This window comes from Microbispora sp. CA-135349, assembly GCF_050947365.1.
GTDB lineage: Bacteria > Actinomycetota > Actinomycetes > Streptosporangiales > Streptosporangiaceae > Microbispora.
Map to the genome: position 1 here is coordinate 4,319,267 of NZ_CP192001.1, position 12,815 is coordinate 4,332,081.

Below are 12,815 nucleotides of genomic sequence, written 5' to 3' on the forward strand. Positions count from 1 at the left end.
GAGCGCCGCAACCGCATATCCCCTGTCATGGCCCCGGCCGGCGACGGACGAGAACGCCCCGAGCGGCTCCTGCCTAACGACGGCCCGGGAGCGTCGCGAGCGCCCGCGACCGCTGGGCGACCAGATCGGCGTAGGTGCCGTCGCGCTCGGCCCACCGGTGCATCAGCACGCCCTCGACGAGGATCTCGTGCGGAGTGGGGTCGGCCTGGAGCAGGTCCATCACCTCGGTGGCGAACTCGGCCAGGTCGAGCGCGCGGGGGTTGCGCCGCACCTGCTCCGGCGTGGTGGCCACAGCCGGGGGGACGAGTTCGGACACCTCCACGCCTGTGCCCTCCAGTTGCGCGCGCAACGCCTCGGAGTAGGCGTGCACGGCGGCCTTTGAAGCCGCGTAGGTCGGCATGACCGGGAACGGCAGGAAGCCGATCCCCGAGGTGACCGTGATGACGGTGCCGGCGCCGCGCCCGACCAGGTGCGGGGTGAACGCGTCGATGACGCGGATGGTGCCGAGGAGGTTGGTGTCGATCATCTGTTGCGCGGCGGCGAAGTGCGCGGGATCGCGCAGGTCCTCGGGGATCCCGATCCCGGACATCGTCACGATCGTGTCGAGGCCCGGGTGTCCGCGGAGGATCGTGTCGCGGGCACGGCCGACGCTGTCATGGTCGGTCACGTCGATGGGAACGGTGTCGAACCCCTCAGCCGCGAGCCGGCCGAGCAGGTCGGCCCGCCGGCCGCCGACGACGACGGAGCTGCCTGCCGCGGCGAAGCGGCGAGCGAGCTCGAGACCGATTCCCGAGGTGGCTCCGGCGATGAAGACGGTGCGGTTGGTGATGTCCATTGATTGCTCCTGCTCAGGGCGTGCCGGTGGGCGCCGTGGATAGGGCGGTGCGGTGGATAGGGCGGTGCGTCCGCGACCGGCACGGTTTCGGCATCGCCGCTTCCGGTTCCTCTCCTGGGCGGCGACGCCTTCAGTGTCGATCCGTTCTCCGGCAGGAGGCAGTGCCCCCGTCTTCCGGGGTCCTGCCAGGGCCCCCTTGGCCGACGGAGCCCGAAATACGATGGCGAACATGAGCGACGACGACCGCGCCAACCTGCTCGGCGGCTATCTCCGTGCCCGGCGGGCCCTGGTCACCCCGGAGCAGGCCGGGCTCGCACCGGGCACGAACCGGCGCGTTCCGGGGCTTCGCCGTGAAGAGGTCGCCATGCTCGCGGGCATCAGCGCCGACTACTACCTGCGGCTGGAACGCGGTCGCGACAAGAACCCCTCAGCACAGGTCCTCGAATCGCTCGCGCGGGTCCTGCACCTCGACGAGCTCGAACAGGAATACCTCCTTGGCCTGACCGCCGCGCGCCCCAGGCCCCAGCCGCGCAGAAAACCCGAACGTGTCCCCGCGCGGTTGCACCAGCTCCTGGCCGGCGTGCAGGTTCCCGCCTTCGTGGAGGGGCGCGCGTTCGACGTGCTCGCGTCCAACCGGCTCGCGGTCGCGCTCTCCCCGCGTCTCCAGCCCGGGTACAACCGTCTGCGGTCGCTGCTGCTCGATCCCGAGGAGCAGGCGTTCCAGCAGCACTGGACGCGCTCCGCGGAAGGATTCATCGCCGCCTTCAGAAAGTCCGCCGGGTACGACATCCACAACCCGCGGTTCGTGGAACTGGTGGGCGAGCTCGCCCTGTCGAGCGAGCGCTTCCGAACCCTCTGGGCGCGCCACGACGTCCGCGACCTCGAGGGCGGCACCACCACCGTGAACCACCCCGTCGTCGGTGAGCTGCGCCTGCACCGGGACAAGCTCCCCGTGGACGATCTGCTGCTGGTCCTCTACTACGCCGATCAGGGCAGCGAGAGCGACGAGAAACTACGCCTCCTCGCCTCCATGACCTCGGACCATGCCCACCAGAACGAACGCCGGATCACGAACGGCTGAACCGAACAGCCGTCTCGGAACCCACGGCGACCTGACCGCTGAGCATCAGAGTGTCCCCGACGGAGATCGTGATCACGTCCGGTCCTGAGGCCGCCGGCATTCCGTTCGTCCGCGGCGGGCCATGAAGGGAAAGGGGGTTATCCGCTCCTTTCCATTCTCAACGTATAGCGCACAGGGGGGCTTGCGGCAAGACCCCTGTCATGCCGCACAATCGTCCGCCGGGCAGGCAGCGCCTGCGGAAATACCGCTGCCCGTCATGGCCGCCGGGTTCGTCACAGCGGTCCTGGCGGCCTTGGTGCGCGTAATGGTCGCAAGCGACCCAGATCGGAGCTGATGACGTGAACCCGCTGACCACCAGCGCGTTCGACCTTCCCGAACGTCTGTCCCGCAAGGCCGATCCGCGGCTGATCGCCGCCGATGAGCGGCACTTCGCGGCCATCGCAGAAAGCCTCGAACAGTCGATCATCGACCTGTCCGGCCGTCTCGACGCCGAACTCAGGGCGCCCGGCGGTGCGGGCCGGCAGGCACTGGACCGGGACCTCGAGGTCCACCGGCTGAGCGCTCGCCTACGCGTGCTGCGCCGTTTCGGGCTGGACCTGTGCCTGGGGCGCATGGTCGGCGCGGACGACCCCGAGCCCGTGTACGTCGGGCGGCTCGGCCTCACCGACAGCACGGGTCGCCGTCTGCTGCTCGACTGGCGCTCCCCCGCGGCCGAGCCGTTCTTCGGTGCGACCCACGCCAATCCGATGGGGCTGGTCAGCCGCCGCAGGTATCGCTGGACCCGCGGCCTGATCAGCGACTACTGGGACGAGGTGTTCACCCCGGACGGGCTCGACGGGCACGCCGCGCTCGACGACCAGTCCGCCTTCATCGCCAGCCTCGGCGGCAGCCGGTCGTCCCGGATGCGGGACGTGCTCGGCACCATCCAGGCCGACCAGGACGCCGTCATCCGCGCGGGATCCGAGGGCGCGCTCGTCGTCGACGGCGGTCCCGGCACCGGGAAGACCGTCGTCGCCCTGCACCGCTCCGCCTATCTCCTCTACTCCGACCCTCGCCTCGGTCACCGCCGGGGCGGCGTGCTGTTCGTCGGCCCGCATCAGCCCTACCTGGCCTACGTCGCCGACGTGCTGCCCAGCCTCGGGGAGGAGGGCGTGCGGACCTGCACCCTGCGGGACCTCGTGCCCGAGGGAGGCACGGCGGCGATCGAGACCGACCCGGACGTGGCCCGCCTGAAATCGTCCGCGGACATGGTGAAGGCGATCGAGCCGGCCGTCAGGTTCTACGAGAACCCGCCCGCCAAGGGGATGACGGTCACGACCCCCTGGTCCGACATCTGGCTGAGCGCCGAAGATTGGGCCGAGGCGTTCGAAGCGCCGGAACCCGGCACCCCGCACAACGAGGCGCGCGACCAGATCTTGGAGGAACTGCTCACGATCCTGGTGGACAAGCACGACGGCGACGCCCCGGCCGACCTGCTCCGCAGGTCGCTGCTGCGCAACAGGGAACTGCTCACGGCCCTCAACCGCGCGTGGCCCCTGATCGAAGCGCCCGACCTCGTCGGCGATCTGTGGTCGGTGCCCGCCTACCTGCGGCTGTGCGCGCCCTGGCTCGGCCCGGACGACGTACGGAAGCTGCAGCGCGCGGACGCCCATGCGTGGACGGTGTCCGACCTGCCGCTCCTGGACGCGGCGCGGCAGCGGCTCGGCGACCCGGAGGCGTCACGACGCAAGCGCCGGCAGGACGCCGCCGTCGCCGTCCAGCGCGAGCACATGACCAGGGTCGTCGACGACCTCATCGAGGCCGACGACTCCGAGATGCTCGTGATGTCGATGCTGCGCGGACAGGACCTGCGCGACGCCCTGGTCGACGAGTCCGCGCTGCCCGCGGCCGGCCCGGACCGGCTCGCCGGCCCGTTCGCCCACATCGTCGTGGACGAGGCTCAGGAACTCACCGACGCGGAGTGGCAGATGCTGCTGCTCCGCTGCCCGTCCCGTAGCTTCACCATCGTCGGAGACCGCGCCCAGGCCAGGCACGGATTCACCGAGTCATGGCAGGAACGCCTCAAGCGGGTCGGGCTCGACCGCATCACCCTGGCCACGTTGAGCATCAACTATCGGACACCGGAGGAGGTCATGGCGGAGGCCGAGCCGGTCATCCGGGCCGTGCTCCCCGACGCCAACGTGCCGGCCTCCATCCGCGGAAGCGGCGTCCCCGTCGTCCACGGATCCGTCGCGGATCTCGACGCCGTCCTCGGCACCTGGCTCGCCGAGCACGACGAAGGGACCGCCTGCGTCATCGGCGCCCCCGCGTTCCGGGAGACGCCCCGCGTCCGGTCGCTGACCCCCGAGCTGACGAAGGGGCTCGAGTTCGACCTGGTCGTCCTCGTCGGCCCGGAGAGGTTCGGCGAGGGCATCGAAGGAGCCGTCGACCGCTACGTCGCCATGACGCGGGCGACCCAGCGACTCGTCATCCTCACCGGCTCCTGACGCCGGCGGCGGGACGGGCGCCGCCTTGGCCGGGCCGGAACGGCCGCGGTTTCCGGGCCGGCCGACGGCTGCGGTTCAGCCGCGCACTGCGGCCAGGCACTCGTCGTACAGGACCATGGGGATCGGAGCCGCCATGACCGCCGCCAAGGGCGCTCTGGTGCCCCTCATGCGGTCCCTCGCGCTCGAACTCGCCCCCCGCCGCCGCCGGCTACATCACCGGCGACAACCTCGTCGTCTCCGGGGGCATGGGGATTCACGCCCGCCCCTGAGAGGAGGGGAGGCGAGCCGGCCTCCGCGCCTCGATCTTGCACCGCCGACCGGCCTGCGACGGCGGCCCGCGGAAGGCGACCACATTCGGGATCACGGTCCGTAGCGCGTGACGACCGCGGCCGCGCGGTTGCGCAGGGAGTCACGCAACCACCGCGGGGCCAGGGCTTCCGCGTCCGTGGCGAGCTGCCACAGCGCCCATTCGGCGTGTCTCGGATCTTGGAAGGTCACCTCCAGACGCAGCCGGCCGTCCGAGCCGGATTCCTCGGCGAGGACCGCCAGCGCGGTGCTCACCAGGTCCTCCCGCCGCGCCGGGTCCACCCGTACCAGCACGGCGACCTGGTCGCCGCCGGTCCGGAAGCGCGTGCTGCGTTCCTGCCAGGCCCGGTCCAGATCGATGCGGTCCGGTCGCTGTGCGGGTTCGGCGAGTTCCTCGGCGGCCAGGATCCGCGACAGCCGGTAGGTGCGGTCCGCGCCGGACCTCGTGGCCAGCAGGTAGCCCCGGTCGCGTACGGTGACCAGGCCGATCGGGTCCACCGTGCGCCACTTCGGGGCCTGGTCCACGGCCGCGTAGTGGATCCGCAGTTTGTGTCCGGCGAACACCGCGCGCAGGACCTCGGCCGCTACGGCGTCAGGCACCTCCTCAGCGACCAGCCGGCGCGAGAGGAGGTCGGTCTCCGGGTCGATGAGCAGCCGCTCGGCCGCGCCGGCCGCGGTGTCCCGGTAGCTTTCCGGCAGCGCGTCAACCACCTTGAGCATCGCTGAGGCGAGCGCCGAGCCGAGGCCGAACGCCTGCGCGCCGCGCCGCGATCCGGCGACCAGCAGGGCAAGGGCCTCGTCGTGGTTCAGCCCGGTGAGCTCGGTCCGGAAACCGGGCAACAGCGCGAACCCGCCGTGCCGCCCGCGTTCGGCGTAGACCGGGACGCCTGCTGCGGACAGCGCCTCGATGTCGCGCAGCACGGTGCGGGTGGACACCTCCAGCTCGCGGGCCAGCGCGGCCGCGGACAGCCGGCCGTGCTGCCGCAGCAGCAGCACCAGCGAGACCAACCGGTCGGCGCGCACCCGAGAAATGTACCGAGATATACGACAAAGGATGTCGTGATTTGTTGGGAGGCTCATCAACGCGACCGAGAACGGCGGTACCGAGCCGACCGGCGCACATGACGTCGACCCGAATGGAGCTGATGTGGCAATGGAGCGAACGGCGATCAACCCCTGGGCGTGGTCGGTGAAGCTGGGATACAACCAGGGTGAGATCGTCTCCGGGCACACCCGGACCCTGTACTGCGCGGGGCAGGCCGCGATGGGCGGCGACGGTGAGCCCCGGCATGCGGGTGACATGGCGGCGCAGCTGGCGCTGAGCCTCGACAACCTGGAGGCCGTGCTCGGCGAGGCCGGCATGTCCCTCGCCGACCTCGTCCGGCTCAACGTCTACACCACCGACGTCGACCGGCTCTTCGAGCACTACGGCGTGCTGGCGTCGCGCTTGGGCGCCGCCGGGGTGGCGCCGTCCACCACGATGCTCGGGGTGACCCGGCTGGCGGTCCCCGGCCTGATGGTCGAGCTTGAGGGGACCGCCGTCGCGTGATGTGACCGTGCCGTCTCCTGCGGCCCGGCCGGAGACGGCACGAGGAGGAGGCAGGTGGCGGGCCTGACCGCCTCCTGAGACCCGTGCTGCCGGGTCAGGGCTCGGTGGCGAGGACGGTCACCGGGTCGCCGACCCGGATTTCGCCGTAGCCGCGGGGGACGAAGCGGACACCGAACCAGGTCTTGCCGTCCCAGCGGCGGTGGCGGGCCAGGGTGCGGAGGGGTTCCTTGCCCTTCTCCAGGGTGGTCGGGTCGTAGGTGGGTACGGCGCAGCGGTCGCAGAGTTCGGACATGCGGAAGCGGAGAGCGCCGATGCGGATCTCCCGCCAGGTGTCCTCGACAAAGGGGGCGAAACCGTCCACGACGAGGCTGGGACGGAAGCGGGCCATGTCAAGGGGCGCGGGGACCTCCTCCTGACGATCGAGGGCGCCCTCGGCGATCCACTCGTCGAGCCGGCGGAGGGAGGAACGGGAGGTGAGCAGGAAGGGGGCGTCCCCGGCGAAGCTGACGACGTCGCCGGGGAGGCCTCCGTGAGAGGCCGGGACGGCGCAGCGGCGAGGGTCGTCCTGCCAGACGAGGCGGGCGGGTTTCCCCAGCAATCGAGTGAACCAGGCATGGGCCTCCGGATGGGCGAGGACCGCCGTGTCCAGTTCCACGAAGTGGACAGGGACGTGCTCACCGGTGGCCGGGGGGACCCTCAGCCGCGGCAGCCCCGGAGCCTCGAGCAGGACGCCGTCGTCGGCGGTGGGGGTGGCCACGACGGAGAGCAGCCGCGGATTCTCCCCGACCCAGTGCAGGTTCCCCGACTCGTCCACCACGGCCCACCGGCGGTCCCCCGCCAGCCCCCACGGCTCCACAACCGCCGAATCAACAACCCACCCGGAAACTGACTTAACCGGATATCTACGGATCTCGGCCAGCTTCATTCCGCCAGGCTACGTCCGAGAATCGTTCCCAGAAAGCCGCGCTGGCCGCGATGCTGCCCGCCCACACGGAGCCGGCATCGTCACCCTCGCCGCGTCCGCCGGCGGTTTCGCCGAGCTCCTCTGCCCTGCCCTGGTTACGCGGGCGCGTCAGAGCAGGGCCGCACGCGACAAGGCCGCAGCCGCCTCACGGGGTCGTTGGGATCCTTTATGAAATTGATCTCGCGCTTTTCATTCGCCCGGCGCCTTTACAGTGTAGATCAGAAAAGAAGGTAGGGAGTTTCGCTGGTCGTCTCCACGAGGCCAGACGAGCTACATCCGGGTCCGCGCGTACGCGTGCAGTGCGTCGCGGACGAATATCGCCCCCGCAGCGTCGTCGTACATGCCGGCGAAGCGGGGGTCGTCGACGTACGTGTCCCCCAGGCAGGTCACCATCTCGATCGAGCGCTCCCAATCGCCCTCGGCCGTGGGAGTGCCCGGGATCCGGCTCAGCCACCGGACGTGCCGCGCGGCCAGTGACTGAGCCTGTTCCGACGTCGGGGAGACCCCGGCCTCGACCGCGGCCACCCATGCGGCGACGAGGTCCTCGGCGGCCCGCTTCCAGGCCCGCTGCTGGTCAAGGGTCTTGCCGTGCCACCAGTCGTTGCTCTCCCGGAACGCGCGCTCGCCCCAGCGGGAGATCACCTCGTCCTTTTGACGCGCTCCCCGGCCTGAAGGCCGGGGATTCAGCCCGTGCCGCATCATGCGGCACCTCTGATGCTTCCTGCTTCCTCGCGCTGTGCCAGGCCAGGGCCTGGTCTTACCCGCGCTCCACAGGCGTTGAGCCTGTCCGCCCGTCCAGCGGCCAGGATGTTCTTCGCCGCGTTGACGTCCCGGTCGTGGACCGCCCCGCAGGGGCAGGTCCACTCCCGGACGTTCAGCGGCATGGACTGCTGGACGGTCCCGCACTGTGAGCACCGCTTGGAGGAGGGAAACCACCGGTCGATCCGGTGGAAGACCCGCCCGTACAGGCGAGCCTTGTACTCCAGCATGCCGGCGAAGGCCGACCAGCCCGCGTCATGCACGCTCTTGGCCAACCGGGTGCGCGCCGGCCCCGCCACGGCCAGGTCTTCCACGATCACCGTTTGGTTCTCACGGATGATCTGTGTGGACAGCTGGTGGTGGAACTGTCGGCGCGCGTCGGCGACCTTCGCGTGCCGGCGGGCCACCGCCAGGCGTGCCTTGGCCCGGTTGTTCGACCCCTTGGCCTTGCGCGACAGCGCCCGCTGGAGCCGCTTGAGCTTCTTGTCGGCCCGGCGCAGGAAACGCGGGGAGTCGATCTCCCGCCCGTCCGACAGGACGGCGAAGGCCGACAGCCCAAGATCGATCCCCGTCTCGGACTCGACCGGCGGCAGGGGCCGCTCGGCGACCTCGACCACGAACGAGGCGAAGTACCGCCCGGCCCCGTCCTTGACCACTGTCACCGACGACGGTTCGGCGGGCAGGCACCTGGACCAACGCACCGGCACCTCGCCGATCTTCGGCAGGCGCAGCCTCCCGCCCGCCGTGACCTGGAACCGGGCGTTCTTGGTGAAGCGAATCGCCTGCCGAGTGTCCTTGCGGGACCGGAACTTCGGCGGGGCGACCTTCGGCCCCCTCCGCTTCCCCCCGATCGAGGCGAAGAAGTTCCGGTAGGCGGAGTTCAGGTCCGCCAGCGCCTGCTGCAACACCACAGCCGACACCTCGCCCAGCCACGAGCGTTCCGAGGTCTTCTTCGCCTGCGTGATGACCCGCGTGGACAACTCCCCGTCGCAGATGTACGGCAACCCGGCGGCGTGGGCTTCCCGCCGCAGGCGCAGCCCGTCGTTGAACACCACCCGCGCGCACCCGAACGCCCGGGCCAGCGCGACCTGCTGGGCGGGGGCCGGGGACAGGCGGAAGTTGTACCGAAGCCGCACACCAAGGTTTTACCATCCGTTGATGGGCGCGTACGGGGAGTCAGGGCACGCAGGGACGGCGTTTGCGGACCGAGTTCCCCGAACTGGCCCGCCACTACTACCGGGCGAACACGCTGTGGTCGGGCTCCCACTTCGCCGGGAGCGTGGGCGGCGCACCGATCAGCGTCCTGCGCCAGTACACCGAGCACCACAACCGCCCAGTCTGATCCGCCAAGACGCCGATCCGCCTGACGGCGAATCGGCTTTCCCTGCCCCGCTACGCGGGACAGTCCGCTTCACCCCCGGCCTGAAGGCCGGAGCACTGCGGACGAATCCGGTAGCCGTCGTTGAACCCCGCCAGCATCATGTCCATCTGCGGTTCCGCCCCCGCCTGCAGGGCCTCGATCGTGTGGCGCGCGGACCGGATCTGCCGTTCGATGCGGTCCCGTTCCTCCTCCAGCGCGGCGATGTGGGCGCGGAGCCCGTCGCACGTGTCCACATCGTCCGCCAGGACCTCGGCGATGGCCGGCAGGCCCATGCCGAGCCGGCGCATGAGCAGGATCCGGACCACCGCGGCCGGGTCGTAGTAGCGGTACCCGTTCGCGCCGATCCGGGACGGGGCCAGGAGCCCGACGCGGTCGTAGTGACGGAGGGGTGCGGCTGGTGATGCCCGCCCTCGTCGCGAGTTCCTGGATCGTCCACTCCATCGTTTCAGTGTCACCCGCGACGGAGCGTGGCGGCGATGATCTCCGAGCTGTCGGCGTGCAGGGCCTGCGCCGCCGTCTGCCCGGTCGCCGCCAGGTAGGCGTCGACCAGTCTGTTGCCCGCGGCGTACCCGGCGCCCATCGGCAACCCCACCGGGGTGAGGCCGAAGCGTTCGGCGCTGGGGTCGCCGTGCACCCAGGCGGTGAAGTTCCGCATGCCTGTCACGTCGAGCCCGGTGAGCACCTTGCCGAAGATCTCGTCGTCGTGCAGGTGTGGCACGCCGATGCGGGTGCGGCCGAGCTCGTCGCCGTGGAGCTGCCGGGCGAAGGCGTCGGCCAGGCCCTCGGAGACGATGTGATCGCCGACCGTGGCGGTCATCGGGTCCCACACGACCCCGCCCGGGCCGAACCGCAGGTTGTGGTGGAGTTCGTGCACGGCGGTGGCCTCCAGCCGCTCCACGTTCTCGGGGAGGGGCCAGAGCGTGATCACGATGTGGCCCGAGATGCCGCCGAACCCGGTCACTCCTTGGCAGGGACCCATGAAGTGTTCGTCACCCGGATCGCCGAGCACGAACAGCACGGCGATGTCCGGGGCCCCCAATCCCGGAGTCGCCTCCAGCAGTACGGTGAGGGCGTCGTCGAAGGCGCGTCGCATGCGCTCCCATGCTCCGGCCGCCGCCAGGGTTTCGAGCGCGTCGAGGCAACGCTCCTCGTCGCGGTCGATCGGGAACCCCGACGCTTCGAGGTGCATGGCCACCAGGTCGACCTCGCCGGGGTGGTAGCGGTACATGCCCCTGGCGGGCTCCAGCATCGAACGCAGCAGGCCGACGCGGTCCGCGACCGGGGCCAGCAGGATCCGCCTCATGGCGGAGCGGGTGTCGAGAACAGTGATCGGCATGGCCCTGGATGCTAGAAGTTGACGCAGCGTCAAGGTCAAACCGGTGGCACCCTTCGTCGAGGTACGCGCGCCGCCCGACCTGTCACGGGCGGGCGGCGCCGGGCTTCGCGGCCGGGTTTTCCCAGCCGTGTTCGAGGAGGTCGAAGGCGGCCTCCACGGCCTGTTCGGGATCGGTGGCGCGGTGGGCGAGGGCGGCGCTCTCCAGGGCGAAGTGGGCCAGGGCGGCGCTGCGCGGGTCGTCGGACGGGGCGCCGGTGTCGGCGGCGATCGCGCGAGCGAGTGCGTCCTGGTGGCGCATCCACATGCGGTGGGCGTAGGCGCTGAGGGCGGGGGTGGTCTTCACCAGTTCGGCGAACTGGCTGTAGCGGGCGTCGGAGCCGCCGGCGTGGATGCGTACGCGTTTGACGTGGACGCACAGGGCCCGGGGGATGGTCGTGCCGGGAGCGCGGTCGCGCACGGCGGCGACCAGGGCGGCCTTCTGGTCGGCTTCCTGGTCGAAGACCAGGGCTTCTTTGCTGGGGAAGTGCTTGAGGAGCGTCGTGGTGGACACGTCGGCGGCCTCGGCGACGTCATGCAGGGTGACGTTGTCGTAGCCGTGCGCGATGAAAAGGTTCAGGGCGGCGTCGGCGAGCGCTTGGCGGGTGGCCGCCTTCTTCCGCTCGCGCCGACCTACGGGCGTCGTCATGCTGACATCGTACAGATGTCTGAGCAGTACAAAAAGTTGTGTCGTTGCACTTTTTGATCGAGTGTGCTTTTGTGGGCGTCGACGGAAGGACGCGCCCCGCCGCGCTCCTCCCCCGCCCTCGCCGACACGGTCAGGTCAGCCACCGGCCGTCACAGGGGCTTTCCCGTCGCCGGCCCCGGCCGGCGCCTGCCCCCGAACTCGGCCGCCGGCCGCACACCCGGCCGGCGCGACACCCATCACCGAGGAGTACCAGCATGATTCCCGCCTCCGCCCGTGTCGCCGTCATCGGCGCCGGACCCGCCGGCCTGATGACGGCCCGCATTCTGCAACTGCACGGCATCGACGTCACCGTCTACGACCTCGACGCCTCCGCCGCCGCCCGGGACCAGGGCGGCACCCTGGACATGCACCCCGGCACCGGCCGGCACGCGCTGCGGGCCGCAGGCCTGTGGGACGCCTTCACCGCTCTGGCCCGCCCGGAAGGCGAGCAGATCCGCCTGGTCAGCCGTGGCGGCGAGGTGCTCTTCGACGCCGCACCGCCCGGCGACGGCCAGGGCAACCCCGAGATCGACCGCGGCCGTCTGCGCGACCTTCTCGTGAACTCCCTCACCCCCGGCACCGTCCGGTGGGGCCACAAACTGGAGCGCGCCGAACCCCTCGGCGACGGCCGCCACCGACTCCACTTCGCCCACGGCGCCACCACCGACACCGACCTCGTCGTGGGAGGCGACGGAGCCTGGTCCCGGGTGCGCCGCCTGGTCTCCGACGCCGTCCCGGTCTACACCGGCGTCACCTTCGTCGAAACCGGCCTCAACGACGCCGACGCCCGCCACCCAGAGCTCGCCGCCCTCACCGGCGACGGCACCATGCTGGCCCTCGACGACAACCTCGGCTTCGTCGCCCAGCGCAACAGCGGCGGCCACATCCGCGTCTATGTCGGCATGCGCACCCCCGAGGACTGGCACCGGCAGGCCGGCGTCGACCTGGCCGACCCCGCCGCCGTCCGCGACGCCCTCCTGGAGCGCTTCGCCGACTGGAGCCCGGCGCTGCGCGGCTACATCACCGACACCGACACCGGCTACGTCAACCGCCCGCTGTTCGCCCTGCCCGTCCCCCACGTCTGGGAGCACGCCCCCGGGGTCACCCTCCTCGGTGACGCCGCCCACCTGATGTCCCCCTTCTCCGGCATGGGCGCCAATCTCGCCATGCGCGACGGCGCCGACCTCGCCCAGGCCCTCATCGATCACGCCGAGCTGGACGACGCCGTCATCGCCTACGAGAAGATCCTCCTGCCCCGCTCCGTCGAGGCCGCCGAGGGTGCCGCCGAAGGCATCGACGGCGCCTTCTCCCCCGACAGCGCCGAACAGACCCTCGCCCACATGACCGCCCACCACTGATACCCACCGGACCCGGCCCCGGCGGTGCGGCCGTCC

Annotated in this window: 12 protein-coding genes and 1 pseudogene; 5 read left to right on the plus strand and 8 right to left on the minus strand. The window is 71.0% G+C overall.

Annotation, left to right across the window (positions count from 1 at the left end; all coding sequences use genetic code 11):
- Positions 1-73 precede the first annotated feature (73 nt).
- Positions 74-835 (minus strand): SDR family oxidoreductase, encoded by a 762-nt coding sequence (locus ACQPZZ_RS20220; RefSeq protein ID WP_432934245.1) that lies wholly within the window; start codon positions 833-835, stop codon positions 74-76.
- Between the two features lie 229 nt (positions 836-1,064).
- On the opposite strand from ACQPZZ_RS20220, the gene ACQPZZ_RS20225 reads away from it, so the two are divergent.
- A complete protein-coding gene (locus ACQPZZ_RS20225) occupies positions 1,065-1,916 on the plus strand; it encodes a helix-turn-helix domain-containing protein (RefSeq protein WP_432934247.1) in 852 nt (283 codons plus the stop codon).
- Positions 1,917-2,254: 338 nt separating this feature from the next.
- The gene (gene helR, locus ACQPZZ_RS20230) at positions 2,255-4,402 is read left to right on the plus strand and encodes an RNA polymerase recycling motor ATPase HelR (protein WP_432934249.1); all 2,148 of its coding nucleotides are present in this window, start codon (positions 2,255-2,257) and stop codon (positions 4,400-4,402) included.
- 360 nt (positions 4,403-4,762) lie between these two features.
- On the opposite strand, the gene ACQPZZ_RS20235 is transcribed toward helR, so the two are convergent.
- Positions 4,763-5,731, minus strand: coding sequence for a helix-turn-helix transcriptional regulator (locus tag ACQPZZ_RS20235; RefSeq protein WP_432934251.1), 969 nt, complete (start codon positions 5,729-5,731; stop codon positions 4,763-4,765).
- Between the two features lie 130 nt (positions 5,732-5,861).
- Between ACQPZZ_RS20235 and ACQPZZ_RS20240 the strand changes: the two genes are divergently transcribed.
- Positions 5,862-6,257, plus strand: coding sequence for a RidA family protein (locus ACQPZZ_RS20240; protein ID WP_432934462.1), 396 nt, complete (start codon positions 5,862-5,864; stop codon positions 6,255-6,257).
- Positions 6,258-6,351: 94 nt separating this feature from the next.
- Here ACQPZZ_RS20240 and ACQPZZ_RS20245 read toward each other — a convergent pair whose 3' ends face one another.
- The 3 genes from ACQPZZ_RS20245 to ACQPZZ_RS20255 all read right to left on the minus strand — a co-directional run bounded on the left by ACQPZZ_RS20245 (position 6,352) and on the right by ACQPZZ_RS20255 (position 9,116).
- Positions 6,352-7,182: an MOSC domain-containing protein gene (locus tag ACQPZZ_RS20245; RefSeq protein WP_432920336.1), complete on the minus strand. Its 831-nt coding sequence runs from the start codon at positions 7,180-7,182 to the stop codon at positions 6,352-6,354.
- 309 nt (positions 7,183-7,491) lie between these two features.
- The gene (locus tag ACQPZZ_RS20250; RefSeq protein WP_432920339.1) at positions 7,492-7,863 is read right to left on the minus strand and encodes a TipAS antibiotic-recognition domain-containing protein; all 372 of its coding nucleotides are present in this window, start codon (positions 7,861-7,863) and stop codon (positions 7,492-7,494) included.
- Positions 7,864-7,919: 56 nt separating this feature from the next.
- The gene (locus ACQPZZ_RS20255; RefSeq protein ID WP_432920342.1) at positions 7,920-9,116 is read right to left on the minus strand and encodes an RNA-guided endonuclease InsQ/TnpB family protein; all 1,197 of its coding nucleotides are present in this window, start codon (positions 9,114-9,116) and stop codon (positions 7,920-7,922) included.
- 56 nt (positions 9,117-9,172) lie between these two features.
- Between ACQPZZ_RS20255 and ACQPZZ_RS20260 the strand changes: the two are divergent.
- Positions 9,173-9,322 (plus strand): annotated as a pseudogene (locus ACQPZZ_RS20260) (transposase); the annotation flags it as partial.
- 50 nt (positions 9,323-9,372) lie between these two features.
- Here ACQPZZ_RS20260 and ACQPZZ_RS20265 read toward each other — a convergent pair.
- The 3 genes from ACQPZZ_RS20265 to ACQPZZ_RS20275 form a co-directional block, all read right to left on the minus strand.
- On the minus strand, positions 9,373-9,816 hold the full coding sequence (locus tag ACQPZZ_RS20265; protein ID WP_432920345.1) for a MerR family transcriptional regulator: 444 nt from the start codon (positions 9,814-9,816) through the stop codon (positions 9,373-9,375).
- Positions 9,813-10,697, minus strand: a complete 885-nt coding sequence (locus ACQPZZ_RS20270; RefSeq protein ID WP_432920348.1) for a DUF2268 domain-containing protein — start codon at positions 10,695-10,697, stop codon at positions 9,813-9,815. The genes ACQPZZ_RS20265 and ACQPZZ_RS20270 overlap by 4 nt, the downstream gene beginning before the upstream one ends.
- An 82-nt stretch (positions 10,698-10,779) precedes the next feature.
- On the minus strand, positions 10,780-11,382 hold the full coding sequence (locus ACQPZZ_RS20275) for a TetR/AcrR family transcriptional regulator (RefSeq protein WP_432920351.1): 603 nt from the start codon (positions 11,380-11,382) through the stop codon (positions 10,780-10,782).
- Between the two features lie 254 nt (positions 11,383-11,636).
- Here ACQPZZ_RS20275 and ACQPZZ_RS20280 point away from each other — a divergent pair, with 254 nt between their 5' ends.
- Positions 11,637-12,779: an FAD-dependent oxidoreductase gene (locus ACQPZZ_RS20280; RefSeq protein ID WP_432920354.1), complete on the plus strand. Its 1,143-nt coding sequence runs from the start codon at positions 11,637-11,639 to the stop codon at positions 12,777-12,779.
- The last annotated feature ends 36 nt before the right edge of the window (positions 12,780-12,815 follow it).

Bases quoted from the DNA above. Each gene is read 5' to 3' on its own strand.
- ACQPZZ_RS20225 (WP_432934247.1), top strand. From the start codon at position 1,065: ATGAGCGACGACGACCGCGCCAACCTGCTCGGCGGCTATCTCCGTGCC.
- ACQPZZ_RS20270 (WP_432920348.1), bottom strand. From the start codon at position 10,697: ATGCCGATCACTGTTCTCGACACCCGCTCCGCCATGAGGCGGATCCTG.
- ACQPZZ_RS20220 (WP_432934245.1), bottom strand. From the start codon at position 835: ATGGACATCACCAACCGCACCGTCTTCATCGCCGGAGCCACCTCGGGA.
- ACQPZZ_RS20245 (WP_432920336.1), bottom strand. From the start codon at position 7,182: ATGAAGCTGGCCGAGATCCGTAGATATCCGGTTAAGTCAGTTTCCGGG.
- ACQPZZ_RS20280 (WP_432920354.1), top strand. From the start codon at position 11,637: ATGATTCCCGCCTCCGCCCGTGTCGCCGTCATCGGCGCCGGACCCGCC.
- ACQPZZ_RS20275 (WP_432920351.1), bottom strand. From the start codon at position 11,382: ATGACGACGCCCGTAGGTCGGCGCGAGCGGAAGAAGGCGGCCACCCGC.
- ACQPZZ_RS20240 (WP_432934462.1), top strand. From the start codon at position 5,862: ATGGAGCGAACGGCGATCAACCCCTGGGCGTGGTCGGTGAAGCTGGGA.